The sequence below is a fragment of the Pseudomonas salmasensis genome, assembly GCF_014268375.2.
Classification (GTDB): domain Bacteria; phylum Pseudomonadota; class Gammaproteobacteria; order Pseudomonadales; family Pseudomonadaceae; genus Aquipseudomonas; species Aquipseudomonas salmasensis.
This window is the reverse complement of sequence record NZ_CP077083.1, coordinates 2,809,240-2,834,595: the sequence shown is the minus strand read 5'-3', so window position 1 is coordinate 2,834,595 and position 25,356 is coordinate 2,809,240. Positions and strand designations below refer to the sequence as shown.

The following is a 25,356-nucleotide window of genomic DNA, read 5'->3' as shown; positions in this document are numbered from 1 at the left end:
AACCCCGACATTTGTTCTTGTGGCTCAAAAAATTTAGGCTGTCGCCACCTCTAGCAAGAAGGAAAGCTGTGATGACCTGGTCCGCCAAGCAGTACACGATGTTCGAACAGCAGCGCACTCGCCCTGTCCGTGACTTGATTGCGGCAATTCCCAACACCGACGTGGTTACTGCCGTCGACCTGGGATGCGGGCCGGGGAACTCCACCGAAGTACTGGCCGAGCGTTTCCCCCAAGCGCACGTCACGGGCATGGACAGCTCCGATGACATGTTGGTGGACGCCCGCAAGCGCCTGCCCAGGTTGAACTTCGAGCTGGCAGACATCGGCGCCTGGCATCCTGCGCAACGCTTGGATGTGATCCTGGCCAATGCCTCGCTGCAATGGCTACCCGACCACGCTACGCTCTACCCACACCTGGTCCACCAATTGAACCCAGGTGGTAAGCTGGCGGTGCAAACCCCGGATAACCTTGACGAGCCCGCCCATCGCCTGGCCCGTGAAGTTGCGGCCGATGGCCCATGGGCGGCAAAGATAGGGGCGGTCAAACACAATGAGCGGCACACCGCCAGTTACTACTACGAACTGCTGAGCAAGTATTGCAGTACCGTGGATGTATGGCGCACCACCTATCAACACCCGTTGGCGGACCACGCGGCGGTGGTGGAGTGGTTCAAGGCCTCGGCATTGCGGCCTTTTCTGGCGCCGTTGACCGACGATGAAAAAGCCGCCTTCCTGCAGCAATACCAGGCGCGAATTACCCAGGCTTATCCCGCCCTGGCCGATGGCACGGTGTTGTTGCCCTTTCCGCGCCTGTTCATCATCGCCACACGCTAAAGCGATCAGCCCGGGTGGCGGTCACGCAGCCGCTGCTTGGGCCTTCAGATATTCCTCTGCCGACACCACACCCGCGTAGCCAAATGCCAGGGAAGCCATGTACGCCCCGTGCACCTGTACCGCCGGAATCACCTGGCCGTTGAATTCCTGGTCGCGGGTCGCGCAGGCGTCATGGATCACCGTAACTTTGTAGCCCAGGTCCGCCGCCGCCCGCACCACGGCGTCAACGCACATATGGCTCATGCTGCCCACTACCACCACATCGGTGATGCTGCGCTGTTCCAGCAATTCGCGCAGGTTGGTTTGGCGAAACGCATTCACGAAATGTTTGAGCACCACCGGTTCATCGCCCTCGTTGAGCACCTTGGCATGCAAGTGCGCGCCTTCGGAGCCCGGTGCGAAGAACGGTGCGTCGTCGCCAGCGAACTCATGGCGTACATGAATCACCGCATCGCCTGCCTGCCGAAATGCCTGTAGCACCTGCGCCGCCTTGTCCGCTGCGGCTTCCACGCCGTCGAGCGGCCACTTGCCCTGGGGGAAGTAGTCGTTCTGGATATCGATTAGGATGAGCGCCTGCTTGGCCATGTGTGTTGCCTCGTGATGGGTTGATGGGCCTAGTATCTTAGCTGGCGACCGCGCCGAGAATTGGCTGCACCGACAATAACAGGGGGAAAACTGACAATGGCCGCGCAACGCAGCACTGTCGAGTTGGGTGTGTTGATCTACCAAGGCGCGCAACTCGCCGCAGTCCACGGGCTGACCGACCTGTTCGGGGTCGCTAACCGCATCGCCGCCGAGCATGAATCTGCGCAACTGCCGCTGCTGCGGGTCAGCCACTGGCAGGTAGATGCCCACGGCACGCCCGCGCGCACGTTCGACAGCCACCCTGGCCCCGACCAACCGATGATGGCCGTGCTGGTGCCCCCCTCGATTGCAGAGTTCACCGAAGACCAGGCGCCGCCTGCACTGCTGCAATGGCTGCGCCAGCAACATGCAGCCGGCACCGTGCTGGGCGGCGTGTGCATCGGCTCGATCATGCTGGCGCGCAGCGGCCTGTTGGATGGCCGCAGCGCCACCACTCACTGGTCTTCCGCGAAGTCCTTTGCGGCCTGTTACCCGGCGGTGCGCCTGGAGGCGGATAAACCCATCGTCGATGACGGCGACCTGATCACCTCCGCTGGGCTGATGGCCTGGTCCGAACTGGGCCTGCGCCTGGTCGACCGCCTGATGGGCCCGAGCGTTGCGGCTGACACGGCGCGTTTTCTGGTGATCGAACACAGCGCCAGCGCCAGCCAGTGCGGTAGCAACTTTGCGCCGATTCTCAGGCACGGTGATGGCGCGGTCCTCAAGGTCCAGCATTGGCTGCAGGCCAGTGGCGCGGTGGATGTGTCCGTGGCGGCGATGGCGCAGGAGGCCAACCTGGAAGAGCGCACCTTCCTGCGGCGCTTTCGCAACGCCACCGGCTTGAAACCCACCGAGTACTGTCAGCACCTGCGGGTCGGCAAGGCGCGGCAAATGCTGGAGTTCACCAACGGCACGATCGATCACATTGCCTGGACCGTGGGGTATCAGGACCCCAGCGCCTTTCGCGCCATTTTCAAAAAAATCACCGGCCTGTCTCCCAGCGATTATCGCAACCGTTTTGGGGTTTGAATCGTGCAGAACGCCGCAGGGTTAACCTGGGGTCGTGCAGAATAAAACAGGCTAACGGCCATCACTTTGTGTGCAACTGATTGATTTTACGGCCATCCCCGCAAACCCTGCATTGGCCTGATCCATGCAGCCCTCCTGCTACACAACGGCGGATAGAAAGGGGAACGCATGACCCCCATAAGTCGCAAGAAGCTGGTGGTTGCTCACTCCATGCGAGAGGGGGCGCCTCTGCATGAAGTCGAAACCAACCGCGCCCTCGCACGCTGGCTGGCGCAGATTCTGGGGCTCAAGTTCGGTGGCAGCTATGACCCCACCCTGCATGCGGGCCGGGAGCTGTACCTGCTGCCCACGCAAACCCTGGTCGGGCCAGCCCAAGCGCAGCAGCTCAATATCTCGGGGCCGGGCGATCTGTGGGGCGGCTATGTCGATCACGCCTTCATCTGCACCAAAGCCATCAGTCATGGCCTGCTGAGTTCCGAGGCCAAGGCGCCCGAAGGCTGGTCGCTGACATTCTGCGAGCGTGTGCGTGACGTGGTGTTAGACGGTGTGAGTGTGTTCGCCCTTGAGGATGCACGGCCTGCTGCGACCCGCTTGCTCTACAGCGGCCCTATTCGTCTGAAACCGGTGAACGCCTGTGCAGGGCGGGGGCAGGAAGTTATCCACAGCCTGGATGAGTTCGACGCGATAGTGGCGCGCCCGGAAGCGGCCAAAATGTTCAATCAAGGCGTGGTGCTGGAACAAGACCTGCACGAGGTGGTCACCCACAGTGTGGGCCAGAGTTTTATCGGCGATCACCTCTTCAGCTATTGCGGCGAGCAGCACCTGACGCAAGACGGGCAGGGCGAAGAGGTCTACGGTGGTTCCGATCTGCTGGTCGTCCCCGGTGATTACGCGGCTCTGCTCAAACTGGATCTGCCTGAAGACGTGCGTAAGGCTATCGAACAGGCGCTGGTTTTTGACCGAGCTGCGAATGAGGCCTACCCAAGCTTCTTCGCCTCGCGCCGCAACTACGATATCGCCCAGGGCCTGGACAGCACAGGCCAGCGCCGCAGTGGCGTGCTCGAACAATCCTGGCGCATGGGCGGGGCCAGCAGCGCGGAAGTCGCGGCGCTACAGAGCTTTATCAACCACCCGGGCCTGAAGGCCATCCGTGTGTCCTCGGTAGAAACCTATGTAGACCAAGCGCTGCCGGCGGATGCCATCGAGGTATACCGAGGCCCGGCCGAAAACAGCGGCTTTCTACTCAAGTATGTGACGGTCAAGACTTATGACGGCTAGAAGCGAGAGCATCACCATCGATATAGACGACGAACAAATGAGCGGGACCTTCCTGAGTCCCAAGTCCAAAGTGCCCGGTGTGTTGTTCGTGCACGGTTGGGGCGGCAGCCAGGAGCGCGACCTGGAGCGGGCCAAAGGTATCGCAGGCCTTGGGTGTGTGTGCCTGACCTTCGACCTGCGTGGCCATGCTGGCACCGGCATCCCCTTGTCCCGCGTCACCCGCGAAGACAACCTGCGCGACCTGCTGGCTGCCTACGACCGCCTGCTGTCCCACCCGGCGATCGACACCTCGGCGGTGGCGGTGGTGGGCACCAGTTATGGCGGTTACCTGGCGGCGATCCTCACCTCGTTGCGCCCGGTACGCTGGCTGGCGCTGCGAGTGCCGGCATTGTACCGCGATCAGGAATGGCTCAAGCCCAAGCGCGACTTGGACAAAGCCGACCTGATGGATTACCGCGGCACCCTTGTGCACGCCGAAACCAATCGGGCCCTGCATGCCTGCGCGCAATTTACCGGCGATGTGCTGATTGTCGAGTCGGAAACCGACGACCATGTGCCCCACGCCACCATCATGAGTTACCGCGCGGCGTGCCAGCAGACCCATTCCCTGACCCACCGCATCATCGACGGCGCCGACCATTCCCTGAGCGACCCGGTGTCGCAACAGGCGTACACGTCGATCCTGGTGGACTGGATTACCGAGATGGTGGTGGGGGAGCGGTTGAGCATCATTCAGTCCCGATAGGTGTCGCCCTTTTTGATCGCTATCGCGAGCAAGCCCGGCTCCCGCAGGGGAATGCGTTCTGAGGTGGGAGCCGGGCTTGCCCGCGATAGCGATTCAACAGTCACCACCGTCTCCTCAGGCTGGCTTCTTCACCCGCAACGCCTTGGCCTTGGCCTCCACCCCCAAATACATCACCAGGGCAATCAACAACGGGCAAATAAAATAAATTGCCCGGTACGCGATCAGCCCCGCCAGCAAACTCCCCCGCGACGCCTCATGTTGCAATAGCGCAATGAACACCGCCTCCAACACACCCAGCCCGGCCGGGATATGAGTGACCACCCCGGCAATCGCGCTGATCAACAGCACCCCCAGCACCAGCGGATAATCCAGCTTGGCCGGCAGCAAGGTAAATATCACCGCGGCCATCAACGACCAGTTCAACGCACCCAGAGCCAGTTGCAAACAGGCCATGCGCAGCGACGGCAAGTTGATCTCGATACCGCGAATCGACCACGCGCGCTTTTTAGAAAACCGGCACGCCGCCAGGTAACCCAGGCTCGCGAGCACCAATAACACCCCGACCCCTTGCAAGGCGCCGCTGCTGAGCTTCCAGCCCGGCGGCAGGGTCACCAACCCGCTGCTGAATACCACCCCGGCTAACGCCATATAGCCGAACCAATTGGTGGCCAGGCTCAGGCCGAGGATCTTGGCGATATTGCTGGTGCTCACGCCCAGGCGCGAATACAGCCGATAGCGCATGGCAATGCCGCCGACCCAGGCGCTGAGGTTGAGGTTGAACGCGTAGCTGATGATACCCACCGGCAATATCTGCTTCCAACGCAACGGCTGGCGAATGTAGGTGCGGCCGATCAAATCGAAGCAGGCGTAAACAATAAAACTGCACAGCGTCAGCGCGCCGGCGATGAACAATGTGCGCAGCTTGAACTCGCTCAAGGTCTGGAACACTTCGCTCCAGTCGATGCGCCGGGCGAGCAGGGTAAACAACACGATCAGCAGCACGAAGAACGCGATCGTCAACGGTTTCTTCCAGCGCTTGAACCCAGAGGCTTGCGCTTGGGGGCGGGCTTCAGACGTCATGGGGCGTAGTCTCAAAAGGCTTCAAGCGCGGTTTGTGGGCCGGCAACCAACTGGCCAGCACCGGGAAATGGCGCATCACATGAAACACTAGGAAACCCACGGTCAAGCGCCAGAGCCACAGGCGCGGCTTGCGCTTTTCCGGCATGGTCTGGCAATGATTGTGGGCGAGGGCTTCCAGGCGTTCGTAGAGCTGCTGATTGAAAGCCCGGTCGCGAATCAGCACGTTGGCTTCCAGGTTCAATGCCAGGCTCAGTGGGTCCAGGTTGCTGGAGCCGACGGTGCTCCATTCGTCATCCACCAATGCCACCTTGCCGTGCAGCGGGCGTTGGCAGTATTCGTGAATCACCACACCATCCTTGAGCAGATAGTCATAGAGCATGCGCGCGGCCAGTTTCGCCAACAGCACGTCCGGCTGGCCCTGCATGATCAACTGCACGTGCACGCCACGGCGCGCCGCGTTACGGATCTCGCGAAGCAGGCGGTAGCCGGGGAAGAAGTAAGCGTTGGCGATCACCACCCGCTGCCGGGCCTGGCTCAAGGCGTGGATATACGCGTCTTCGATGTCGTCACGATGCTGGATGTTGTCGCGATAGATCAGGCGCACCAGGCCGTCGCCTGGCTCGTTCGTCCAGGGCGAGGGCCGTTGCTGGCGTCGCCGCCAACCGCGACGGCTGCGTACCTGGCGGCCACTTTGGGCGAGGGCGAAATGGTGCAGGTCGGCCACGGCCGGGCCGATCACCTGTACTGAGTAATCCTGCTTGGCTTCGGGGCCGAAATCTGCCAGGTGGTCGGCGGAAAAATTGATCCCGCCGATAAACGCCACGCGGGCGTCCACCACGACAATCTTGCGGTGCAGGCGGCGAAACCAGTTAGTGCGTATGCCGAGCGTCTTGGGCGCTGGGTCGAACATCTGCACCATCACCCCGGCCTCGGCCAATTCCCGCAGGAAGCCCGGGCTCAGCTCGCCGCACCCAAAACCGTCGAGGCTGACCACCACCTTCACCCCGCGCTTGGCCGCCTCGATGAGGATGCTGTGCAGCTCAAAGCCGACCTTGTCCTCAAAGAGGATAAAGGTCTCCAGCAGAATCTCGCGCTCGGCGCTGCGCAACGCTTCGAATACGGCAGGAAAGTACGCCTCGCCGTTCTCCAGCAACTCCACGCGGTTGCCGCTTTGCCAGCCGTAATCCAGATCCCGCGCCTTGCTGTCATCTGGCGGTTGGTCTGTGGCGATATGGTCTACCGCAACGTTCATAGCTCCACCTCCACCGACAGCGGCGCATGGTCTGAAAGATGGGACCAGGGGCGCGTGGTGAGCACGCGCGGGTTGTGCACCTTCAAATTGCGCACATAAATACGGTCCAGCGGCAGTAGTGGCAGGCGTGCCGGGAAGGTGCGCGCCGGTTTGCCGAGGGTGTGCATGAACACTTCCTGCAAACCGCTTTGGCTCAGGTCGGCCTTTTGCCGCCAGTCGTTGAAGTCGCCAGCGACCACCAACGGCGCATCAGCCGGAATCTCGCTGATACGTTGCTCCAGCAACCGCAATTGTTGTTGGCGATGCACCTCGCGCAAGCCCAGGTGGATGCAGATCGCGTGCACCTGCTGGCCGCTGCCCGGCAGGCGCAACACGCAATGCAGCAGGCCACGGTTTTCATGGCCGCTTTGCGAGATGTCGAGGTTGTCGTAGCGAATGATCTGGAATTTCGACAGCAGCGCATTGCCGTGGTCGCCATGGGGATAAACCGCATTGCGCCCGTAGGCGAACTGCGGCCAGATGCTGTCGGCGAGGAACTCATACTGCGGCATTTTCGGCCAGTCGCTGTAGCGCTGCGGATGACGTTCGTGGGTGCCGTGGATTTCCTGCAAGAACACCATGTCCGCGCCCACACTGCGCACCGCTTCACGCAGCTCGGGCAAGATGAAGCGGCGATTCAGCGCGGTGAAACCCTTGTGGATATTGACCGTCAGCACCGTGAAACGGGTGATGGCGGTGGTCGGCGGGGTGGGGATCAGCTCTGGATGCGTCATGGCAATACCCCTGGTTCCGGCAGCCGGCCAGGTTCGGTGAGCAGGTGTTGGTCCAGCCCGAAACGTTGCAGCAATTGGCGTGCATCGAAGGGCGCGCGCACTTTGATGTCGTTGTCGAAAAAACAGAACACATCGCGCTGTTTACGCCTGCGGGGCGTGTGGTGCGGGTCGACGAGGTGGGCGTCCGCAGGTTGCTTGCCGTGGGCCCAGCGCTCAATGCGGTCACCCCAACGCTGGAGCGCTTCGGCGCTATAACCACTGGCGTATAACTGCTTGTCGCCGTGCAAGCGCAGGTACATGAAGTTGGCGGTCACGTCTTCCATGTACGGCCACTTGCCTGCGGTGTCCGCGACTACCAGGGCCACCCCGTATTTATCTAGCATCTGGATAAACTCCGGCACGGCAAAACTCGTGTTGCGAATCTCCACGGCATGGCGCAACGGCTTCTTGGCATAGGCCTTCATGCTCGCCTTGCCGTTAAGGCGCGGCTCATGCTGGCGGGCGAGGGCGGCGGCCTGTTGGGTGTCGGTGGGTAATTCAGCCAAAAAGGTTTCAAACAGCGTGGCGTCGAATTTGAAGCTGGGCGGAAACTGCCAGAGGATGGGGCCGAGTTTTTCTTTGAGTTCCAGCACCCCGGAAGCGAAGAAATTCGCCATCGGCTTGTGTACATCGCGCAGGCGCAGGATATGCGTGATGAAACGGGGCGCCTTGACACTGAACATGAAGCCTTCGGGCGTATCGGCATACCATTCGGCATAGCGCTTAGGGGTTTGCAGCGCGTAGAACGAACCGTTGATTTCGATGCTGTTGACGGCGCGTGACGCAAACTGCAACTCGCGTTTCTGGGTCAGCCCTTCGGGGTAGAAGTCCCCGCGCCAGGGCGTGTAGCGCCAGCCGGAAATGCCGATGTGAATCGCCGCCATGTGTGCTCCCGTGAATGGTGGGTGAGGTGACCTCCGTTATGGGATGACTGCGCTGTTTGGCCGAAAGTTTCCACATTCCTACAGGCGGTACAGGGTAGGAAAAGATGGGAGGGCATCGCCCATGCGGGGAACGATCAAGGCCTAAACCCGTCAGTTCCTTACAGACCCTGCTGAAGGAGCTCGCTGTTTTGCTGAATTTAAAGACTGCATTACTGCTCGGTGCGTTGCTGCTTTGCGGCAACGGCGCACTGCAAGCCGCGGCCACCGCACCGGCCACCGAGGCCCCGGCCAAGCCGGAACTGCTGGTGCAAGGCGGGCTGCTGGGGGCCATCAGTTCCAGTATCGATGACGTGCAAGACAAGCTCGACCTCAACCAGAACCTCATTGATGCCTGGCGCCTGCGTGCCGACCGCGCCGCGGATGAAGTCGGGCGCCTGGTCGACCAGACCACCGCACGCTCGCCGTGGAGCGTGGCTGGCGATTTCCTGCTGTTGTCTGGCGTGTGGGTCGGTGCCTTTGCTGTGCTGACGATGCTGGGGCGCCTGGTTGTGAAACGCGCGAGCCGCCGCTCATTCCTTGCGCGGCGTCAACGGCTGCAAGGCTTGCTGGGCTATGTGGTGCCCTACACGATTCCAGCGCTGATCTGCCTGCCGTTGACCCTTTATGTCAGCCACTTTTTACCAGCGTCTGTCGGCCGAGCCCTGGCACTGTGTTTTGCCTACGCCACCAGCAGTGGCATCTTTTCCACATCGTTGCTGCTGTGCGTCATTGTGATGTTTAACGTCGGGCACAAGCGGCCTGCCGTGCAGATCATTCGTGACTACTGCCCCAAGCCGCTGTTCTTGATCGGCTTTCTCGCGGCCCTCAGCGATGCGTTGACCAGCCCGCAAATCGCTCGTCAGTTGGGCGGCAATATCACCAGCAGCATCGCTGTGTTTACCGGCCTGTTTGCCGCGGTCATCTTTGGCGTGCTGGTGGTACGCCTGCGTCGCCCGGTGGCCCATTTGATCCGCAACCGGCCGCTGGCCCAGCGCATCAAGCATCCAGCCTTGCAACAGTCGCTGCGGGTGTTTTCCGGGCTCTGGTACTGGCCGATTCTGTTGATGGTGCTGGTCTCGGCGGTCAACCTGATTGGCGCCGGCGACGACAACCAAGAGGCCCTGCGCTGCGCGCTGCTCACTACGCTGTTGCTGATCGGTACGGTGTTTCTCAGCACCGTGCTGCAACACCTGTTCAAGTCCCGCAGCCAGGTGTCGATCCAACGCAGTAGCGCCTACAAGGAACGCTTCCTGAGTTTGCTGCACGCGATTTTGCGTATCGTCATGGCCATCGCGTTTATCGAGATACTGGGGCGTATCTGGGGTGTTTCGCTGTTCGAATTCGCCCAACGCAACTCAGTGGGCCGGGCCATCAGTGACTCTCTCAGCAGTATCGGCCTGATCCTGTTGGTGACCTGGCTGTTTTGGGTGGTGCTCGACACCGCGATCCAGGAAGCCCTCAAGCCACCGGTGAACAAACGCTCCAGTCGCCAGCCCAGCACCCGGGTCAAAACCATCCTGCCGCTGTTGCGCAATGCGGTGAAGATCATCCTGGTGGTGATCTGCGCGATCACCACCATGGCCAACCTGGGCATCAATGTCGCGCCGTTGCTGGCGGGCGCCGGCGTGGTGGGCCTGGCCATCGGTTTCGGTTCCCAGCAACTGGTGCAGGACGTGATCACCGGCCTGTTCATCATTATCGAAGACACTCTGTCCATCGGCGACTGGGTGGTGCTCGACTCCGGTCACGCCGGCACCGTGGAGGGCCTGACCATCCGCACCCTGCGCCTGCGTGATGGCAAGGGCTTTGTGCATTCGGTGCCGTTCGGGCAGATCAAGGCGGTCACCAACCAGTCCCGTCAATTCGCCTATGCGTTCTTCTCGGTGCAGTTCACCTACGACACCGACGTGGACAAGGCCGTGGAGCTGATCCGCGAGGCCGGCCAGTCGATCCGCGACGATGTGTTCCTCAAGTACAACCTGCAAGGGCCGCTGGAGGTGTTCGGGGTGGACAAGATGGACCTCAATGGCGTGGTGCTCACCGCGCAGTTTCGCACCGTGTCGGGTGGCCAATACGCGGTCAGCCGTGCGTTTAACCAGCGTCTGAAAAAGCTTGTGGATAACTGTGAGGCGGTGCACTTCGCCCAGACTTATCCACAGCAGCTGTTGCTCGCACCCCGCACGGCGCTAAAACAGGAGGCCGCCGAACCCGACGTCAAGACACTTAATCCGTGACGGTTGCGCTACAAGCCCGCAAAATGCAACGATTCTGGCAATGACCTACGACAGCGCACACACGCCTGTCGATAATAACCATCGTTCCAAACAGACCGGGCCTGCTCAATCTATGCGAATGCGCCTTATGTTACTGGGCGGCGGGAATGCCCTCGGGCAGGCGCTGATTCGCCTCGGTGCGGAGGAAGACATCGGTTTCCTCGCCCCCAAACCGCCCCAAGACGGCTGGGATGCCGCCAGCCTCACCCAATTGCTCGACGACACCCGTCCCGATGCCTTGATCAATCTCGCCTACTATTTCGACTGGTTCCAGGCCGAAGCCGTGAGCGAAACCCGCCTGGCCGCCCAGGAATTCGCCATCGAACGCCTGGCCGAGCTGTGCCAGCATCACAGCATCACCCTGCTGCAACCGTCCAGCTACCGCGTGTTCGATGGCTCCCGCGCCACCGCCTACAGCGAGAAAGACGAGCCGGTGCCCCTGGGCCTGCGCGGCCAGGCGTTGTGGCGTATCGAACAAAGCGTGCGCGCCACGTGCCCGCAGCATGTGCTGCTGCGGTTTGGCTGGCTACTGGATGACAGCGTCGACGGCACGCTCGGGCGCTTCCTGGCCCGGGCCGAGAACGCCGACGAACTACTGATGGCCGACGACCGCCGGGGCAACCCGACGCCTGTGGACGATGCGGCGCGGGTGATCATCTCGGTGCTCAAACAACTCGATTGCGCCGCGCCGCTATGGGGCACCTACCACTACGCCGGCCACGAGGCGACCACGCCGTTGGCGCTGGGCCAGGCGATTCTCACCGAAGCGCGCAACTTCCATCCGCTCGCCATCGAGTCCCCGACCGCCCAGGCTCACGCAGCGCGGCCGGATGCGGCGGATGAACCGCAGCATGCGGTGCTGGCCTGCAAGAAAATCCTGCATACCTTCGGCATCAAGCCCAGGGCATGGCGGGCAGGCTTGCCGGCGCTACTGGATCGCTTCTACCGCCATAGCTGACACCCCCAAAACCAAAAGTGGGAGGGGACTTATGTGGGAGCTGGCTTGCCTGCGATAGCATCACCTGGGTATCACTGATACACCGAGGTGTCTGCATCGCGGGCAAGCCCGGCTCCCACATAAGCCCCCTCCCACATGGGTTATGCGGTGTGGCTTATATCGGACTTAGAACTTGTAGCCGATACCCACCATGTAAACCATCGGGTCTACATCCACATTGACCTTGGCCCGAGTGCCCTGGCCCAGCGCGTTGTTATCCACAGTCGCCTTGGTGCTGATGTCGATGTAGCGCGCCTGGGCGTTGATCATCCACTTGTCGTTGATCATGTAGTCGGCGCCGATCTGTGCCGCCCAGCCCCAGGAGTTTTCGGCCTTGAAGTTGCTGAAACCAGCCTGTTCGGCACGGCTGCCCACGTGTTCGTCGTAGATCCAGGTGTAGTTGATACCGGCGCCCACATACGGCTGGAACGCAGACTTGTGGTCCAGCGGGTAGTACACGACGCTCAAGGTCGGCGGCAGGTGTTTCAGCGTGCCGAGCTTGCCGTTGGCGGCGCCCAGGGCGGTGTTCTTGATCTTCACGTCATGCTCGAACGGCGTGGCCGCGAGCAGTTCGATGCCGACGTGGTCGGTGATCATGTAGGCGAAGTTCAAGCCCAATTGGGTGTCGCTGCTCATGGTCGCCTTGCCGCCCAGGTTGGTACCGGCCAATGGGCCCTGGTCAACTTTGACGCTGCTGCTGTCGGCCTTCGGGTTCACGGTGATTGCACCGGCGCGAACCAGAATATCGCCCGCCTGGTGGGCGTGAGCGACGGGGGCGACGAGGGCGAGCGCGAAGAGGGACGCGCCGAGCAGAGACTTGTTCATGGGAGCTCCAAAGGACGTTTAAAAGTTGTACGTCCAATGGTAAAGATCGTTCCGTTCGGTCTTTTGACTCAGCTCAATGAAAGGGTGATCAGTCACTTTCGGCACTGATCTAAAGCTGTGGGAGCTTCGGTGTGTTCACAGGTGAGGATTATTCCTCGAGCTCGTACATGTAAATCTTCTGAGCGTCCATCTGGTAACCGGCATCGGCCAACTCGCTGGACGATGGCTTGACCTGCATCGCGCCCTCGATCCAGTACGGTTGATACAGCTCATCGAGCTTCACCCCCACCTCGCTTTTCACATGCACGATCTGGTTCGACGGTGGTGGCGGCACATGGATACAGGCGCCGAAATACGGCACCAGCAGAAACTCCGTGGTGCGGCCTTCTTCGCTGACTTCCAGCGGCACGATATACCCCGGCAGGCGAATGTGCTGGCCATCCAGGCTCTGCACCACCGGCGCGTTGGGCATGTCCTGCTTGGCCGCCGGCGCGGCTTCGGCGGACAAGGCATCGGCCATGTTCGACAGGTCGTGCAGCGGCTTCATATTGGGCACTTCAGGTGGCGCATCCGGCGGGATCATCTCCTGCCAGGACAAATCCTTGGGCTGCTCCTGTGCCCAGGCAGGCACGGCCATCAACAACAACAGGGCAAACAGGGCACGACGCATCGAAGCCTTCCTCATAAACGGATGGACAGGCCATCGGCCAAAGATTGGCGGTAGGCGCGCCACGCGGGCACGCTGCCCATCAACAGGGCGGCTGCCAGGATACCGGCGAGCAACGTCCATTCATATTCGCTCGGCCACGACATCGGCAGGTCCAGGCCGTAGTTGGCCTGCAAATAACCCCGCGAGGCGGCAATGCACAGGTACAGCAACCCCAGGCCCGCCACCACGCCGGACAAGGCCAGGGCGAAGGCTTCGAAGATCAGCAGTGTTGCGATGTGCCAAGGCCGCGCGCCCACCGAGCGCAGGATCGCCATCTCTCGGCGGCGCTCGTTAAGGCTGGTGAGGATCGCCGTGAGCATGCCGATCAAACCGGTCAGCACCACGAACAGCGAGATCACAAACAAGGCTTTTTCGGCGGTGCCCATCATGCTCCACAACTCTTGCAGCGCGACGCCGGGCAGGATCGCCAGCATGGGCTCGCCACGGAATTCATTGATCTGCCGTTGCAAGGCGAAGGTGGAAATTTTGTTGTTCAGGCCCAGCATGAACGCGGTAATGGCTTGCGGCGTGAGGTCCATATTGCGCGCCTGGTCGGCACTGATGCGGCCTTTGCCCTGGGCCGGCACGCCGTTGTGCCAGTCGATATGAATTGCTTCCATGCCGCCGAGGCTGATATGCAGCGTGCGGTCCACCGGCGTGCCGGTGCGCTTGAGAATGCCGACCACCGTGAACGGTTTGTCGTCATGCTTGACCAGGCTGACCACCGCCACGCCATGGGCCAGCACCAACTTGTCGCCGAGTTTGTAATGCAGGGCCTCGGCCACTTCAGCGCCGAGCACTACCTCGAACGGGTCGGTGGCGAAGGCGCGGCCGCTGGCCAGCTCGAGGTTTTGCTTGCGCCCGTACTGGTAGTGCTCGAAGTAGGACTCGTTGGTGCCCATCACCCGGTAACCGCGATGGGAGTCGCCAAGGGAAATCGGGATCGCCCATTTCACTTGCGGGCTGGCGGCGAAGTGCTCGTAGCTGTCCCAACGGATGTTGTTGGTGGCGTTGCCGATGCGGAACACCGAGTACAGCAGCAGGTTGACCGAGCCGGAACGGGCGCCGACGATCAGGTCGGTGCCGCTGATGGTGCTGGCGAAACTGTTGCGCGCCTCGACGCGCACACGCTCCACCGCGAGCAGCAAGCAGACGGAAAGCGCGATGGCAAACGCGGTGAGGATCGCGGTAAAGCGGCGGTTAGCCAGGCTGGCCATGGCTAGACGGAACAGATACATCTCAAACCTCTGCGGGCATGGCGGCGCGATTGAGTTCGGTCAGCGACAGGTTGCGGTCGAACAGCGACGCCAGGCTCTGGTCATGGCTGACAAACAACAGGCTGGCGCCCGCTTCGCGGCATTCAGCGAACAGCAACTGCAGGAAGGCTTCGCGGGCGTCGTAGTCCAGGGCCGAGGTGGGTTCGTCGGCGATCACCAGCTCCGGCTGGCCGATCAGCGCTCGGGCAGCGGCCACCCGTTGTTGTTGGCCGATGGACAGCGAATCGGCACGGCGTTCCAGCAGGCTTGGGTCCTTCAAACCCAGGTGTGCGAGCAAGGTCGCAGCGGCTTGGTCGACACTGCCGTGGCGCTGCTTGGCCCGTTGCGCGCGCAGCTTGGAAAAGTGGCAAGGCAACTCGACGTTCTCGCGCACCGACAGAAACGGCAGCAGGTTGAACTGCTGGAAGATATAGCCGGTGTGGTCCACACGGAAACGGTCACGGGCGCCGGCCGAGAGTTCGGTCAACTCCTGGCCGAGCAGGCGAATGCTGCCCTGGCTGGGCTTCTGCACGCCGCCCAGCAGCCCCAGCAAAGTGGTCTTGCCACTGCCGCTCGGGCCCTTGAGGAACAAGGTTTCCCCGGGTTCCAGGCGGAACGCGGGAATGTCCAGCAACTGCGGGTGACCGGGCCAGTTGAAGCCCAGGTCGGACAGTTCGATCAGTGCTTGGGTCATGTGAACTCAGAACTTCAGAGTGGCTGCGGTCGCTGTCGCGTCAACACCTTGCTGACCGCTCGGGCCGATCAGTTGTACCTGAATTTTCTGGGTGGCGGGGAAGGTCTTGAACACCTGGCTCAAGTCCAGGTTGCCCAGGGCCGTCGGCGTGGCGCAGGTGAACTGGTAATGGGCGTGGATTTCACTGTGGTCGTGATCATGTTTGTGGGCGGCGGCGCCTTTGCCGTCGGTGGCGTGGTCATCGTCGTCATGCTCGGCTTCTGGCTTGTCGCCAAACAACGGGCTGTTGAGTTCCTGGCTGCTGACCACGCAACCTGCGGCCTTGGGCAGGTTGAACAGGGCCGATGGATTTTCCAGCTGTTTGCGCACCGCGGCGACCTTGGCTTTGTCGGCGGCGCTGGTTGCCACATGCTCGAAACCCACCAGGTTCATGGCCGGGCTGTCCAGTTCCAGCTCCAGGGCCTGGCCGTCCAGTACGGCATTCAGGCGCCCGACGCCATGTTCATGGGCGCCGAGGCTACCGTGCTCGTGGTCATGGTCTTCGTGAGCATGAGCGACAGCCAGAGGCAGCAGGGCGAACGGCAAAGCGAGCAGCAAACGGCGCATGAGAGGGCTCCAGGATGAAAGTTTTGTTATGTGATCTTATAACAGTTGAGCCGAGAGTTTGACCGCCCGCTTGGTGTTGCGCAAGCTGCGTGGGAGCATGCCCGTCAGAAAAATGCAGGAGTAAGGACGATGTTGCGAATTCGTGGAACCATCGGCGACCTGCCAGTGGACTTGACCGTGGAGCTGGACGACGGCGATTGGGCGCGATTGGGCGCCCAACTGCAGGCCGCGCCAACGCCCAGCGCGCCCGCTGCGGCGCCGGTCAAACAGAACGAAGACCTGTGGCAGAACGCCCAGGGTTTGCTGCGCAAGGCCGGGCAACTCAACGGCCTGGAGCTACTCGACCAGCTCGAAGGCCTGGCCGGCGATGCCGGGGCGGGCAAGCGCCTGCTGGTGCGCCTGCGCCACAGCGCCAACGTGAAGGTGGCCAGCGGCGGCGACACCCCGCTCTACACCTGGGTCGGCGCTTCGTAGGAGCGAGCTCGCTCGCGAAAAACTCTCAGGTACCACGTTCATCCAGGATGCCCGCGTTATCGTTGTCGTTTTTCGCGAGCAAGCTCGCTCCTACAAGGTTGGGTTAATACAGCGCGGCAAACAACTTGCGGCGGTACACCGTGACCAGCGGGTGATCATTGCCCAGCAATTCGAACACCTGCAGCAAGGTCTTGTGGGGCAGGCCCTCGCTGTAGCTGCGGTTGCGGATAAACAACTTGAGCAGCCCTTCCAGTGCTGCGTCGTATTGCTGGCGCGCCAGTTGCTGAATCGCCAACTGATAGGCCGCTTCGTCATCCTGCGGGTTTTGCGCCAGGCGGCTTTTCAGCTCGGCGGCGTCCGGCAAGTCCGCAGCCTGGCGCAGGAAGGTGATTTGCGCCTTGGCCCCGGCCAGGGCGGCCTTGTGGTCGTCACTCTTGACCGCGTCGAGCACGGCCTGGGCTTCACTCAACTCACCGCGCTCAGCCAGGCAACGTGCATACAGGATCAGGGCGGCGGCGTTGGTATTGTCCTCGCCCAACAACTGCACCAGCAGCGCTTCGGCCTCGCTGATGCGCCCTTCGCTGAACAGCGCCTGAGCCTGCTCCAATGGGTCCGCCGCAGCCGGTGGCGGCATCTGCACATGGGGCTCCAGCATTGCCCGTACTGCCGACTCCGGCTGTGCCCCGGCAAAACCGTCCACCGGTTGGCCATCCTTGAACAACACCACCGTCGGCAGGCTTTGAATGCCAAACCGCGCCACGATGTCCTGTTCGGCTTCGCAGTCGATCTTGGCCAGCAGCAACTCGCCCTGATAACTCTCGGCAATCTTCGCCAGCATTGGCATCAGCGCTTTGCAGGGTGCGCACCATTCGGCCCAGAAATCGACCAATACGGGCTTTTCGAAGGAGTTCTGAATAACGGCCTGGTCGAAGCTGGCGGTGGTGACGTCGAAGATATACGGCGTGGGCTCACTCATGGGGCATCTCGAATAAAGCGGGAATGGGGGCAACTATAAGGGCTGGCGAGGTTGGCTGAAAGCCCACCTTGAAATGCATCCCCCTGTGGGAGCAGGCTTGCCCTAATGCCAATCAGTTAAGCGGTCATCGCCTTGCGTAGGAGCGAGCTTGCTCGCGAAAAACGTCAACGATAACGCGTGCTTGCTGAATGAACGCGGCGCCTTTGAGTTTTTCGCGAGCAAGCTCGCTCCTACAAAAAAACCTTAACTGACTGGCATTAGGGCTTGCCCGCGATGGCCTCAAGCACGCCGCGAATGGTACAGGCTCACCTTACGAAACTCCCAAGGCTCCGCCAGATCCGGCAGGGTCAAGGCCTCGAGGATCTCCAGCCGCTGGTAATCCGGATGCTGGAAATCCCGTACCCGCGAATCCGCCACCAGCGCTTCGCGGCCGCGGGTCAGGAATTGATCCAGCAACGGCAGGTTGGCGCGGTCGTAGAGCACGTCGGCCACCAGGATCAGGTCGAAGCGGTCGGCTTCGGCAAAAAAGTCTGCCGAATAACTCAGCGCCACCTGGTTGAGTTCGGCATTCGCACGGCAAGCGGCCAAGGCCAGTGGGTCCAGGTCGCAGGCCACCACCTCCAGGGCGCCAGCCTTGACGGCGGCGATCCCGGCCACGCCCGAACCTGCGCCGAAATCCAGCACGCGTTTGCCGGCGACCCACTCGGGATGCGCCGCCAGGTAACGCGCCAACGCCAGGCCGCTGGCCCAGCAAAAGCTCCAGTAGGGCGGCTCATGCAGGATGCGCCGGGTTTCTTCCTGGCTGAAGGCGCGGTCCATGTTGTCGGCATCCAGCAGCCACAACGACAACGCGGTGCCCGGCAACGGGCAGGGCACCAATTGCGCATCGCCAATCAACCCACTCAAGGCGTGTTGCAGGCTCAGCGGTGGCGTCATGGTGCCTTGACGAGTTGCAGGGGGCCGGTGCTCTGGGTGATCGCCTGGGTGACGCGCACGGCAGGCAGATGCAGGATCAACTGGCCGGACTGGCTGGCGCGGCCGCGCAATTCCACGCGCGCACCGGCCGGGAAGGCTTCAGGGTTGAAACGCAGGCGGAAGGCCAGGGGCTTGCCGTTGCCGCTCAGTACGCTGCTGGCGAGCAGTTGCTGCGGGCGCGAACGGTCGTCGATCACCAAGAGCGCCATCTCGACTTCGGCGCCGGCCGGCACGTTGGTCAGGCTGCCGCTGATTTCGCGCTGATAGGCGGGCAGGGGGCCGAGGTCTTCGATGCCTGGGACTTTTTTCTCTTGCGCGGGGGTGGGTTGAGGCACGGCCGGCTTGGGGGCTTCGCTGCTGCAGGCGACCAGAAAACTGAACAGGCTGAGTAGAACGAGTGGTCGTAACTGCATGTACGGCTCCAGAAAGGACAAAATCCGTGGCTTAAAAATATGAAACATATAAGCCTGCCTATATACCGTAAAGGCTATGGCTTGTCTTGCCACAGGGATGCGCTACCATGGCCCTCCCATTTTTTGTTGCCTGCCAACCATGCACTGTCCCTTCTGCGGTGCCAACGACACCAAGGTCATCGACTCGCGTCTGGTCGCCGAGGGCGACCAAGTGCGTCGCCGGCGCGAATGCCTGGCCTGTGGTGAACGTTTCACCACCTTCGAAACCGCCGAACTGGTGTTGCCGCGTCTGATCAAGTCCGACGGCAGCCGCCAGCCTTTCGACGAAGAAAAACTGCGCGCCGGTATGCAGCGCGCCTTGGAAAAACGCCCGGTGAGTGTCGAGCGCCTGGAAGCGGCGCTGGTGCACATCAAGCACAAGCTGCGGGCGACTGGCGAGCGCGAGGTCAAGAGCCTAGTGGTCGGTGAGCTGGTGATGGGCGAGCTGCAAAAGCTCGACGAAGTCGCCTATATCCGTTTTGCCTCGGTGTATCGACGCTTCCAGGACCTCAATGAGTTCCGCGAAGAGATCGATCGCCTGGCCCGTGAGCCCTCCAAACAATGACCTCTGAACAGGCTGTGCTCGACGCCCACTACATGGCCCGCGCCCTCCAATTGGCGCGCAAGGGCCTGTACACCACCCATCCTAACCCGCGTGTTGGCTGCGTGGTCGTGCGTGACGGGCAGATTGTCGGCGAAGGCTGGCATGAGCGCACCGGCGAGCCCCATGCCGAGCCCAATGCCCTGCGCGCCGCTGGCGACAAGGCCCGTGGCGCGACGGTGTACGTGACCCTTGAACCGTGCAGCCATCATGGCCGTACGCCGCCCTGCGCCGATGCGCTGGTGAGCGCCGGCGTGGCGCGGGTGGTGGCCGGCATGCAGGACCCGAACCCGGAAGTGGCCGGGCGGGGCATGCAGCGCCTGGCCCAGGCGGGTATCGAGGTGCGCAGCGGTGTGCTGGAAACCGAGGCGCGGGCGCTTAACCCCGGCTTCCTCAAGCGCATGGAGCATGGCCTGCCGTTTGTGCGGGTCAAGCTGGCGATGAGCCTGGACGGCCGCACGGCGATGGCCAGCGGCGAAAGCCAATGGATCACCGGCCCCGCTGCCCGTGCTGCGGTGCAACGCCTGCGCGCCGAAGCCAGTGTGGTGCTGACCGGTGCCGACACGGTACTGGCCGACGGTGCCCGCTTGACCGTACGCGCCGCCGAACTGGGCCTGGACGACGCAACCACCGCCCTGGCCATGTCGCGCCCGCCGCTGCGCGTGCTGATCGATGGCCGCCTGCGGGTGCCGCTCAACGCACCGTTCTTCAAGGCCGGCCCGGCATTGGTCATCACCTGCGTCACCCCAGAGAACCAGTTCCCCCGTGGCCCCGAGTGCCTGGTAGTTCCGGGCGTGGAAGGCCAGGTGGACCTGCGCTCGGCTTTGGTCGCCCTGGCTGCCCGTGGCGTCAACGACGTGTTGGTGGAAGCCGGCCCGAGCCTGGCGGGCGCGTTTGCCCAGCAAGGCCTGGTGGATGAGTACGTGATATTCATCGCCGGCAAGTTCTTAGGCTCCGCTGCCCGCCCGTTGCTGGACTGGCCGCTTGAGAAGTTGGCCGACGCGCCCCAACTCAAGATCACCGACATGCGCGCTGTGGGCGACGACTGGCGAGTCACTGCCATCCCTGTGCCAGCAGCGAGCGTATAATTCCCGGCCTGCGCTTAAGCGTCAGCCCCTCGTTTTCAGGAGAACGAAATGTTCACCGGCATTATCGAATCCATCGGCAGCATCCGTGCAATGACCCCCAAAGGCGGCGATGTCCGCCTGCTGGTTGAAACCGGCAAGCTGGACCTCGGCGACGTCAAGCTGGGCGACAGCATCGCCGTCAGCGGCGTGTGCCTGACCGTCATCGAGCTGCCGGGCAACGGCTTTGCCGCCGATGTCAGCCGGGAAACCCTGGACTGCACCGCCATGAATGATCTTGCGGCCGGCAGCCCGGTCAACCTGGAAAAAGCCCTCACGCCGACCACCCGCCTGGGCGGTCACCTGGTCAGCGGCCACGTCGACGGTGTCGGCGAAGTGGTAGCCCGCAGCGAAAACGCCCGCGCCGTGGAATTTCGCATCCGCGCGCCCAAAGAGCTGGCCAAGTACATCGCCCACAAAGGCTCGATCACCGTCGATGGCACCAGCCTGACCGTGAACGCCGTGAATGGCGCCGAATTTGAACTGACCATCATTCCCCACACCCTCAGCGAAACCATCATGGCCTCGTACCAGCCGGGCCGCCGGGTGAACCTGGAAGTGGACTTGCTTGCCCGTTACCTGGAGCGCCTGTTGCTGGGCGAAAAGGCCGCAGAGCCTGCAGCCGGTAACATCACCGAAAGTTTTCTGGCCGCTAACGGCTACCTGAAATCCTGACCAAGGGGGTGCCGCGTGGCGCTCAATAGCATCGAAGAACTGGTTGAAGACATCCGCCAAGGCAAGATGGTCATCCTCATGGATGACGAAGATCGCGAGAACGAAGGCGATATCATCATGGCCGCCGAGGCGTGCAAACCCGAGCACATCAACTTCATGGCCAAGCACGCCCGTGGGCTGATCTGCATGCCCATGAGCCGCGAACGCTGCGAATTGCTCAAGCTGCCCTTGATGGCGCCGCGCAATGGCTCGGGTTTTGGCACCAAGTTCACCGTATCCATTGAAGCCACCACGGGCGTCACCACCGGCATTTCCGCCGCTGACCGCGCCCGCACCGTGCAAGCCGCCGCTGCCAAAGACGCCAAGGCCGAAGATATCGTCAGCCCCGGCCACATCTTCCCGCTGATGGCCCAACCGGGCGGTACCCTGGCCCGTGCTGGCCACACCGAAGCCGCCTGCGACCTGGCGCGCATGGCGGGTTTCGAGCCCAGCGGGGTGATCTGCGAAGTGATGAACGACGATGGCACCATGGCCCGTCGCACTGAACTCGAAGCCTTTGCCGCAGAGCACAACCTCAAGATCGGCACCATCGCCGACCTGATTCACTACCGGATGATCCACGAACGTACCGTTCAGCGGATTGCCGAGCAGCCACTGGACAGCGAACTGGGCCAATTCAATTTGGTGACCTACCGTGATTCAGTGGAAGGCGACGTGCACATGGCCCTGACCCTGGGCAACATTTGCGCAGAAGAACCGACCCTGGTACGCGTGCACAACATGGACCCATTGCGTGACCTGTTGATGGTCAAGCAGCCAGGCCGCTGGAGCCTGCGCGCCGCCATGGCCGCGGTTTCCGAGGCGGGCAGCGGTGTGGTGCTGTTGCTCGGCCACCCGCTGGACGGCGATGTGTTGCTGGCGCATATCCGCGAAACCGCGGATGCCGTGCCGGTGAAAAAACCGACCACCTACAGCATCGTCGGTGCCGGTTCGCAGATCCTGCGCGACCTCGGTGTGCGCAAAATGCGCCTGATGAGCGCACCGATGAAATTTAATGCGATATCCGGATTCGACCTGGAAGTTGTAGAATACGTGCCCTCCGAATAAAGGCCGGCGATTTTTGCCCCTTGTTCGCGGTTAAATCATCACTGAGGGACGCACTTTTCGCGTCCCGGCTCTTTAAGAGATTTGTCGAATGACCCTGAAGACCATCGAAGGTACCTTCATCGCCCCCAAAGGCCGCTATGCCCTGGTGGTTGGCCGCTTCAACAGCTTCGTGGTTGAAAGCCTGGTAAGCGGTGCGGTTGACGCCCTGGTTCGCCACGGTGTGAGCGAGAGAGATATCACCCTTATCCGTGCCCCTGGCGCCTTCGAAATTCCACTGGTTGCGCAAAAAGTTGCTCAGCAGGGTGAATACGCGGCGATCATCGCCCTGGGCGCCGTGATTCGTGGCGGTACCCCGCACTTCGAATACGTGGCCGGCGAATGCACCAAGGGCCTGGCCCAGGTGTCCATGGAGTTCGGCGTGCCAGTCGCTTTTGGCGTACTGACCGTGGATTCCATCGAGCAAGCCATCGAGCGTTCCGGCACCAAGGCCGGTAACAAAGGCGCTGAAGCTGCCTTGTCCGCCCTGGAAATGGTCAGCCTGCTGTCGCAGTTGGAGGCCAAGTGATTTCCGACGAAAGCGATCAGTTCAACCCTCAGGACCCGCGTCCTGCCGATGCCGGCAAGCCGTCCAAGAGCGAGAAGCGTCGCAAGGCGCGTCAACTTGCGACCCAGGCGCTGTACCAGCGTCACCTGGCAGGCGCTTCGCTGAACGAAATCGAGGCACAGTTTCGCGTCGATAACGACTTCACCTTCGCCGACCAGAGCTACTTCCACGACATCCTGCACGGCGTGCATGCCAACCTGACCGAGATCGACACAGCCCTGGCGCCTTGCCTGGACCTGACCATCGAAGAACTCGACCCGGTTGAGCTGTGCGTAATGCGCCTGTCTACCTGGGAGCTGCTCAAGCGCGTTGACGTGCCGTACCGCGTGGTGATCAACGAAGGCATCGAACTGGCGAAAGTCTACGGTTCGACCGACGGCCACAAGTTCGTCAACGGCGTGCTCGACAAACTGGCCCCGCGCCTGCGTGAAGCCGAAGTGAAGGAACACAAGCGCTAACCTGCGCTTGAGTCTTCAATGGGTGAGTTTGAGCTGATCCGCACTTACTTCGCCGCCGCGCCCTGTGCGCAAGGCGGCGAAGGCATTGCCCTGGGGATCGGCGACGACTGCGCCTTGCTGGCGCTTCCCGCCGGGGAGCAACTGGCAGTCTCCACCGATACGCTGGTGGCTGGGGTGCATTTTGCCGACCCCTGTGACCCGTTCCTGCTCGGCCAGCGCTCGCTGGCCGTGGCGGTGAGCGACCTGGCCGCCATGGGCGCCCACCCCCTCGCCTTTACCCTTGCCCTGACCACGCCGAGCGTCGAAGCCGATTGGCTGCAACGCTATGCCCAAGGCTTGAACGCCATGGCACAAAGCTGCGGCGTAGGCTTGGTGGGCGGCGATACCACCCGTGGGCCGCTGAGCCTGACGCTGACCGTGTTCGGCCGCGTGCCGGCTGGCCAGGCCTTGACGCGCAGCGGTGCACAGCCGGGCGACCTGCTGTGTGTCGGCGGCGAGTTGGGCAATGCCGCTGGCGCCTTGCCGCTGGTATTGGGGCAGCGCACGGCTGACGCCGCCATCGCCGAGCCGCTGCTGGCGCATTACTGGTCGCCGCAACCGCAGTTGGCCCTGGGGCTGGCGTTGCGGGGCAAGGCGACAGCGGCCATGGATATCTCCGATGGGCTGTTGGCCGACTGTGGGCATATCGCCAAGGCGTCAGCGGTGCGCCTGGTGGTTGAGCGTCAGCGGTTGCCGTTGTCCGAGGCCTTGCTGGCGTTTGTCGGTAAAGACCAGGCTCACGTGGCGGCGTTGAGCGGGGGCGACGACTATGTACTGGCGTTTACCTTGCCACCGTCCCAGTTGGCACCGTTGCAGGCCGATGGCTGGCCAGTGCATGTGGTCGGCCGCGTCGAAGCGGGGCAGGGCGTGACGCTGCTCGACGGCGACGGCCAGGACATCACCCCGGCCGTGCGTGGCTACCAGCATTTTCGCCAGACGCCCTAAGCCGGCGCTCTGCGCTACCCTTTATACGATTATCCCGAGTAAGAGGCCGTGACTATGGCTGCATGCCGCTGGCTGCTGATCGTGCTGTGTACCTTCGCTTCCCTGGCCCAGGCGAGCACTCCCGTGCCCGGCAAAATCGTGCTGGCCAGTGAGGAATGGAACGACTACACCAACAAAGATGGCAGCGGCCTGGCCTGGGACCTGTTGCGCCAAGTCTTTGAACCGGCTGACATCGCCGTGCACACCCGCAGCGTGCCCTACACCCGCTCGATCGGCCTGGCCCAGCGTGGTGAGGTGGATGGTTGTGTCGGCACCTATCGCGAGGAGGCCAGCGGTGTGCTGTACCCGCGCTGGAACTTCGACGCCGATCATGTCTACGCCCTCGGGCTGGCCACTGCACCCACGCCGACCCTGGCGACCTTGGGCAAGTACCGCCTGGCCTGGGTGCGTGGTTACAAATACGAGGGGTACCTGCCCAACGTGCAGCGCTTTAACCAGATCGAGCGGCGCAGCGGCATTCTGCCGATGCTGCAACACGGCCGTGCCGATTTCTATATCGATGCCCTTACCGAAGCCAAATACGTGCTCACTCAGTCCCAAGACCCGACGCAATTCAAGCTCACGCATATCGCTGAGTTGCCGCTCTACGTAGCCTTCGCCGACACCGAGCGCGGCAGGGCATTGATGGCCGTGTATGACCAGCGCTTGGCCAGCCTGATCAAGACCGGTGAGCTGAAAGCAATTTTTGACCGCTGGAAACAACCCTACCCCTTGTAGGAGCGAGCTTGCTCGCGAAAAACTCATAAACGCCGCGTTCACTCAGGATACCGCATCATCGTTGACCACTTTCGCAAGCAAGCTCGCGCCTACATAGAATCAATCCAAAGGCCAATCGAACCTATTGATCTTTATCAGCGATAATTCAGCTTAAGCGTCTGTAGGAACGTGCTGTTACAATGCCCGCCTCTGTGAAATCTGAAATCAGGAGCA

28 protein-coding genes are annotated in these 25,356 nt (G+C 62.1%); 15 read left to right on the top strand and 13 right to left on the bottom strand.

From position 1 onward, the window contains the following. Positions 1–71: 71 nt before the first annotated feature. The gene (gene tam / locus HU731_RS12575; RefSeq protein WP_186608701.1) at positions 72–833 is read left to right on the top strand and encodes a trans-aconitate 2-methyltransferase; all 762 of its coding nucleotides are present in this window, start codon (positions 72–74) and stop codon (positions 831–833) included. A gap of 21 nt (positions 834–854) precedes the next feature. Here the strand turns inward: tam and HU731_RS12570 are convergent, their stop codons facing one another. Then, on the bottom strand, positions 855–1,418 hold the full coding sequence (locus HU731_RS12570) for a cysteine hydrolase family protein (RefSeq protein WP_186608700.1): 564 nt from the start codon (positions 1,416–1,418) through the stop codon (positions 855–857). A 96-nt stretch (positions 1,419–1,514) separates the two neighbouring features. Between HU731_RS12570 and HU731_RS12565 the strand changes: the two genes are divergently transcribed. The 3 genes from HU731_RS12565 to HU731_RS12555 all read left to right on the top strand — a co-directional run bounded on the left by HU731_RS12565 (position 1,515) and on the right by HU731_RS12555 (position 4,509). Then, complete coding sequence (locus tag HU731_RS12565) at positions 1,515–2,486, top strand: GlxA family transcriptional regulator (RefSeq protein ID WP_186608699.1); 972 nt, start codon at positions 1,515–1,517, stop codon at positions 2,484–2,486. A gap of 168 nt (positions 2,487–2,654) precedes the next feature. After that, complete coding sequence (locus HU731_RS12560; RefSeq protein WP_186608698.1) at positions 2,655–3,764, top strand: DUF3182 family protein; 1,110 nt, start codon at positions 2,655–2,657, stop codon at positions 3,762–3,764. After that, entirely contained in the window at positions 3,754–4,509 is a 756-nt protein-coding gene (locus HU731_RS12555) for an alpha/beta hydrolase family protein (RefSeq protein WP_043050059.1), read from the top strand. The genes HU731_RS12560 and HU731_RS12555 overlap by 11 nt, the downstream gene beginning before the upstream one ends. A 114-nt stretch (positions 4,510–4,623) precedes the next feature. Here HU731_RS12555 and HU731_RS12550 read toward each other — a convergent pair whose 3' ends face one another. The 4 genes from HU731_RS12550 to HU731_RS12535 are packed head-to-tail and all read right to left on the bottom strand — an operon-like array spanning position 4,624 to position 8,537. After that, entirely contained in the window at positions 4,624–5,589 is a 966-nt protein-coding gene (locus HU731_RS12550; protein ID WP_098950219.1) for a lysylphosphatidylglycerol synthase domain-containing protein, read from the bottom strand. Continuing rightward, on the bottom strand, positions 5,579–6,841 hold the full coding sequence (gene clsB / locus HU731_RS12545) for a cardiolipin synthase ClsB (protein ID WP_186608697.1): 1,263 nt from the start codon (positions 6,839–6,841) through the stop codon (positions 5,579–5,581). The genes HU731_RS12550 and clsB overlap by 11 nt, the downstream gene beginning before the upstream one ends. After that, positions 6,838–7,614: an endonuclease/exonuclease/phosphatase family protein gene (locus HU731_RS12540; RefSeq protein WP_186608696.1), complete on the bottom strand. Its 777-nt coding sequence runs from the start codon at positions 7,612–7,614 to the stop codon at positions 6,838–6,840. Before HU731_RS12540 ends, clsB begins: the two co-directional genes overlap by 4 nt. Continuing rightward, entirely contained in the window at positions 7,611–8,537 is a 927-nt protein-coding gene (locus HU731_RS12535) for a DUF72 domain-containing protein (RefSeq protein WP_186608695.1), read from the bottom strand. The genes HU731_RS12540 and HU731_RS12535 overlap by 4 nt, the downstream gene beginning before the upstream one ends. A 188-nt stretch (positions 8,538–8,725) precedes the next feature. On the opposite strand from HU731_RS12535, the gene HU731_RS12530 reads away from it, so the two are divergent. Together HU731_RS12530 and HU731_RS12525 are read left to right on the top strand one after the other, a co-directional pair. Continuing rightward, positions 8,726–10,810: a mechanosensitive ion channel family protein gene (locus HU731_RS12530; protein WP_186608694.1), complete on the top strand. Its 2,085-nt coding sequence runs from the start codon at positions 8,726–8,728 to the stop codon at positions 10,808–10,810. Between the two features lie 112 nt (positions 10,811–10,922). Further along, positions 10,923–11,807, top strand: coding sequence for a sugar nucleotide-binding protein (locus HU731_RS12525; protein ID WP_054896955.1), 885 nt, complete (start codon positions 10,923–10,925; stop codon positions 11,805–11,807). Positions 11,808–11,972: 165 nt separating this feature from the next. Here HU731_RS12525 and HU731_RS12520 read toward each other — a convergent pair whose 3' ends face one another. From HU731_RS12520 to HU731_RS12500, 5 genes are all read right to left on the bottom strand, one after another. Next, complete coding sequence (locus HU731_RS12520) at positions 11,973–12,671, bottom strand: OmpW/AlkL family protein (protein ID WP_014720136.1); 699 nt, start codon at positions 12,669–12,671, stop codon at positions 11,973–11,975. A gap of 148 nt (positions 12,672–12,819) precedes the next feature. Next, on the bottom strand, positions 12,820–13,341 hold the full coding sequence (locus HU731_RS12515) for a DUF3299 domain-containing protein (RefSeq protein ID WP_032895087.1): 522 nt from the start codon (positions 13,339–13,341) through the stop codon (positions 12,820–12,822). A gap of 11 nt (positions 13,342–13,352) precedes the next feature. Continuing rightward, entirely contained in the window at positions 13,353–14,618 is a 1,266-nt protein-coding gene (locus tag HU731_RS12510) for an ABC transporter permease (protein ID WP_044269071.1), read from the bottom strand. A 1-nt stretch (position 14,619) separates the two neighbouring features. Next, positions 14,620–15,330, bottom strand: a complete 711-nt coding sequence (locus HU731_RS12505) for an ABC transporter ATP-binding protein (protein ID WP_186608693.1) — start codon at positions 15,328–15,330, stop codon at positions 14,620–14,622. A gap of 6 nt (positions 15,331–15,336) precedes the next feature. Then, positions 15,337–15,936, bottom strand: a complete 600-nt coding sequence (locus tag HU731_RS12500; RefSeq protein WP_047711882.1) for a DUF2796 domain-containing protein — start codon at positions 15,934–15,936, stop codon at positions 15,337–15,339. 129 nt (positions 15,937–16,065) lie between these two features. On the opposite strand from HU731_RS12500, the gene HU731_RS12495 reads away from it, so the two are divergent. After that, complete coding sequence (locus HU731_RS12495; protein WP_186608692.1) at positions 16,066–16,410, top strand: hypothetical protein; 345 nt, start codon at positions 16,066–16,068, stop codon at positions 16,408–16,410. A 103-nt stretch (positions 16,411–16,513) separates the two neighbouring features. Here HU731_RS12495 and trxA read toward each other — a convergent pair whose 3' ends face one another. The 3 genes from trxA to HU731_RS12480 form a co-directional block, all read right to left on the bottom strand. After that, the gene (gene trxA, locus HU731_RS12490; RefSeq protein ID WP_186608691.1) at positions 16,514–17,386 is read right to left on the bottom strand and encodes a thioredoxin; all 873 of its coding nucleotides are present in this window, start codon (positions 17,384–17,386) and stop codon (positions 16,514–16,516) included. A gap of 279 nt (positions 17,387–17,665) precedes the next feature. Beyond that, on the bottom strand, positions 17,666–18,322 hold the full coding sequence (locus HU731_RS12485) for a class I SAM-dependent methyltransferase (RefSeq protein WP_186608690.1): 657 nt from the start codon (positions 18,320–18,322) through the stop codon (positions 17,666–17,668). Then, complete coding sequence (locus tag HU731_RS12480) at positions 18,319–18,774, bottom strand: YbaY family lipoprotein (protein ID WP_186608689.1); 456 nt, start codon at positions 18,772–18,774, stop codon at positions 18,319–18,321. The genes HU731_RS12485 and HU731_RS12480 overlap by 4 nt, the downstream gene beginning before the upstream one ends. Positions 18,775–18,913: 139 nt before the next feature. Between HU731_RS12480 and nrdR the strand changes: the two genes are divergently transcribed. From nrdR to HU731_RS12440, 8 genes are all read left to right on the top strand, one after another. Then, complete coding sequence (nrdR, locus tag HU731_RS12475) at positions 18,914–19,378, top strand: transcriptional regulator NrdR (RefSeq protein WP_019818855.1); 465 nt, start codon at positions 18,914–18,916, stop codon at positions 19,376–19,378. After that, on the top strand, positions 19,375–20,502 hold the full coding sequence (gene ribD / locus HU731_RS12470) for a bifunctional diaminohydroxyphosphoribosylaminopyrimidine deaminase/5-amino-6-(5-phosphoribosylamino)uracil reductase RibD (protein WP_186608688.1): 1,128 nt from the start codon (positions 19,375–19,377) through the stop codon (positions 20,500–20,502). The genes nrdR and ribD overlap by 4 nt, the downstream gene beginning before the upstream one ends. A 48-nt stretch (positions 20,503–20,550) precedes the next feature. Further along, complete coding sequence (locus HU731_RS12465; protein WP_047711880.1) at positions 20,551–21,213, top strand: riboflavin synthase; 663 nt, start codon at positions 20,551–20,553, stop codon at positions 21,211–21,213. Positions 21,214–21,228: 15 nt separating this feature from the next. Beyond that, positions 21,229–22,320, top strand: a complete 1,092-nt coding sequence (gene ribBA / locus HU731_RS12460) for a bifunctional 3,4-dihydroxy-2-butanone-4-phosphate synthase/GTP cyclohydrolase II (protein WP_003194579.1) — start codon at positions 21,229–21,231, stop codon at positions 22,318–22,320. A gap of 88 nt (positions 22,321–22,408) precedes the next feature. Then, the gene (gene ribH / locus HU731_RS12455) at positions 22,409–22,885 is read left to right on the top strand and encodes a 6,7-dimethyl-8-ribityllumazine synthase (protein WP_186608687.1); all 477 of its coding nucleotides are present in this window, start codon (positions 22,409–22,411) and stop codon (positions 22,883–22,885) included. Further along, positions 22,882–23,382, top strand: coding sequence for a transcription antitermination factor NusB (gene nusB, locus HU731_RS12450; RefSeq protein ID WP_014720126.1), 501 nt, complete (start codon positions 22,882–22,884; stop codon positions 23,380–23,382). The genes ribH and nusB overlap by 4 nt, the downstream gene beginning before the upstream one ends. Positions 23,383–23,400: 18 nt before the next feature. Then, positions 23,401–24,366, top strand: a complete 966-nt coding sequence (gene thiL, locus HU731_RS12445) for a thiamine-phosphate kinase (protein ID WP_186608686.1) — start codon at positions 23,401–23,403, stop codon at positions 24,364–24,366. Between the two features lie 54 nt (positions 24,367–24,420). Further along, on the top strand, positions 24,421–25,143 hold the full coding sequence (locus HU731_RS12440; protein WP_186608685.1) for a substrate-binding periplasmic protein: 723 nt from the start codon (positions 24,421–24,423) through the stop codon (positions 25,141–25,143). Positions 25,144–25,356: the final 213 nt, after the last annotated feature.

Coding starts and splice junctions, on each gene's coding strand:
- tam (WP_186608701.1), top strand. CDS start 72: ATGACCTGGTCCGCCAAGCAGTACACGATGTTCGAACAGCAGCGCACT.
- HU731_RS12570 (WP_186608700.1), bottom strand. CDS start 1,418: ATGGCCAAGCAGGCGCTCATCCTAATCGATATCCAGAACGACTACTTC.
- HU731_RS12565 (WP_186608699.1), top strand. CDS start 1,515: ATGGCCGCGCAACGCAGCACTGTCGAGTTGGGTGTGTTGATCTACCAA.
- HU731_RS12560 (WP_186608698.1), top strand. CDS start 2,655: ATGACCCCCATAAGTCGCAAGAAGCTGGTGGTTGCTCACTCCATGCGA.
- HU731_RS12555 (WP_043050059.1), top strand. CDS start 3,754: ATGACGGCTAGAAGCGAGAGCATCACCATCGATATAGACGACGAACAA.
- HU731_RS12550 (WP_098950219.1), bottom strand. CDS start 5,589: ATGACGTCTGAAGCCCGCCCCCAAGCGCAAGCCTCTGGGTTCAAGCGC.
- clsB (WP_186608697.1), bottom strand. CDS start 6,841: ATGAACGTTGCGGTAGACCATATCGCCACAGACCAACCGCCAGATGAC.
- HU731_RS12540 (WP_186608696.1), bottom strand. CDS start 7,614: ATGACGCATCCAGAGCTGATCCCCACCCCGCCGACCACCGCCATCACC.
- HU731_RS12535 (WP_186608695.1), bottom strand. CDS start 8,537: ATGGCGGCGATTCACATCGGCATTTCCGGCTGGCGCTACACGCCCTGG.
- HU731_RS12525 (WP_054896955.1), top strand. CDS start 10,923: ATGCGAATGCGCCTTATGTTACTGGGCGGCGGGAATGCCCTCGGGCAG.
- HU731_RS12520 (WP_014720136.1), bottom strand. CDS start 12,671: ATGAACAAGTCTCTGCTCGGCGCGTCCCTCTTCGCGCTCGCCCTCGTC.
- HU731_RS12515 (WP_032895087.1), bottom strand. CDS start 13,341: ATGCGTCGTGCCCTGTTTGCCCTGTTGTTGTTGATGGCCGTGCCTGCC.
- HU731_RS12510 (WP_044269071.1), bottom strand. CDS start 14,618: ATGTATCTGTTCCGTCTAGCCATGGCCAGCCTGGCTAACCGCCGCTTT.
- HU731_RS12505 (WP_186608693.1), bottom strand. CDS start 15,330: ATGACCCAAGCACTGATCGAACTGTCCGACCTGGGCTTCAACTGGCCC.
- HU731_RS12500 (WP_047711882.1), bottom strand. CDS start 15,936: ATGCGCCGTTTGCTGCTCGCTTTGCCGTTCGCCCTGCTGCCTCTGGCT.
- HU731_RS12495 (WP_186608692.1), top strand. CDS start 16,066: ATGTTGCGAATTCGTGGAACCATCGGCGACCTGCCAGTGGACTTGACC.
- trxA (WP_186608691.1), bottom strand. CDS start 17,386: ATGAGTGAGCCCACGCCGTATATCTTCGACGTCACCACCGCCAGCTTC.
- HU731_RS12485 (WP_186608690.1), bottom strand. CDS start 18,322: ATGACGCCACCGCTGAGCCTGCAACACGCCTTGAGTGGGTTGATTGGC.
- HU731_RS12480 (WP_186608689.1), bottom strand. CDS start 18,774: ATGCAGTTACGACCACTCGTTCTACTCAGCCTGTTCAGTTTTCTGGTC.
- nrdR (WP_019818855.1), top strand. CDS start 18,914: ATGCACTGTCCCTTCTGCGGTGCCAACGACACCAAGGTCATCGACTCG.
- ribD (WP_186608688.1), top strand. CDS start 19,375: ATGACCTCTGAACAGGCTGTGCTCGACGCCCACTACATGGCCCGCGCC.
- HU731_RS12465 (WP_047711880.1), top strand. CDS start 20,551: ATGTTCACCGGCATTATCGAATCCATCGGCAGCATCCGTGCAATGACC.
- ribH (WP_186608687.1), top strand. CDS start 22,409: ATGACCCTGAAGACCATCGAAGGTACCTTCATCGCCCCCAAAGGCCGC.
- thiL (WP_186608686.1), top strand. CDS start 23,401: ATGGGTGAGTTTGAGCTGATCCGCACTTACTTCGCCGCCGCGCCCTGT.
- HU731_RS12440 (WP_186608685.1), top strand. CDS start 24,421: ATGGCTGCATGCCGCTGGCTGCTGATCGTGCTGTGTACCTTCGCTTCC.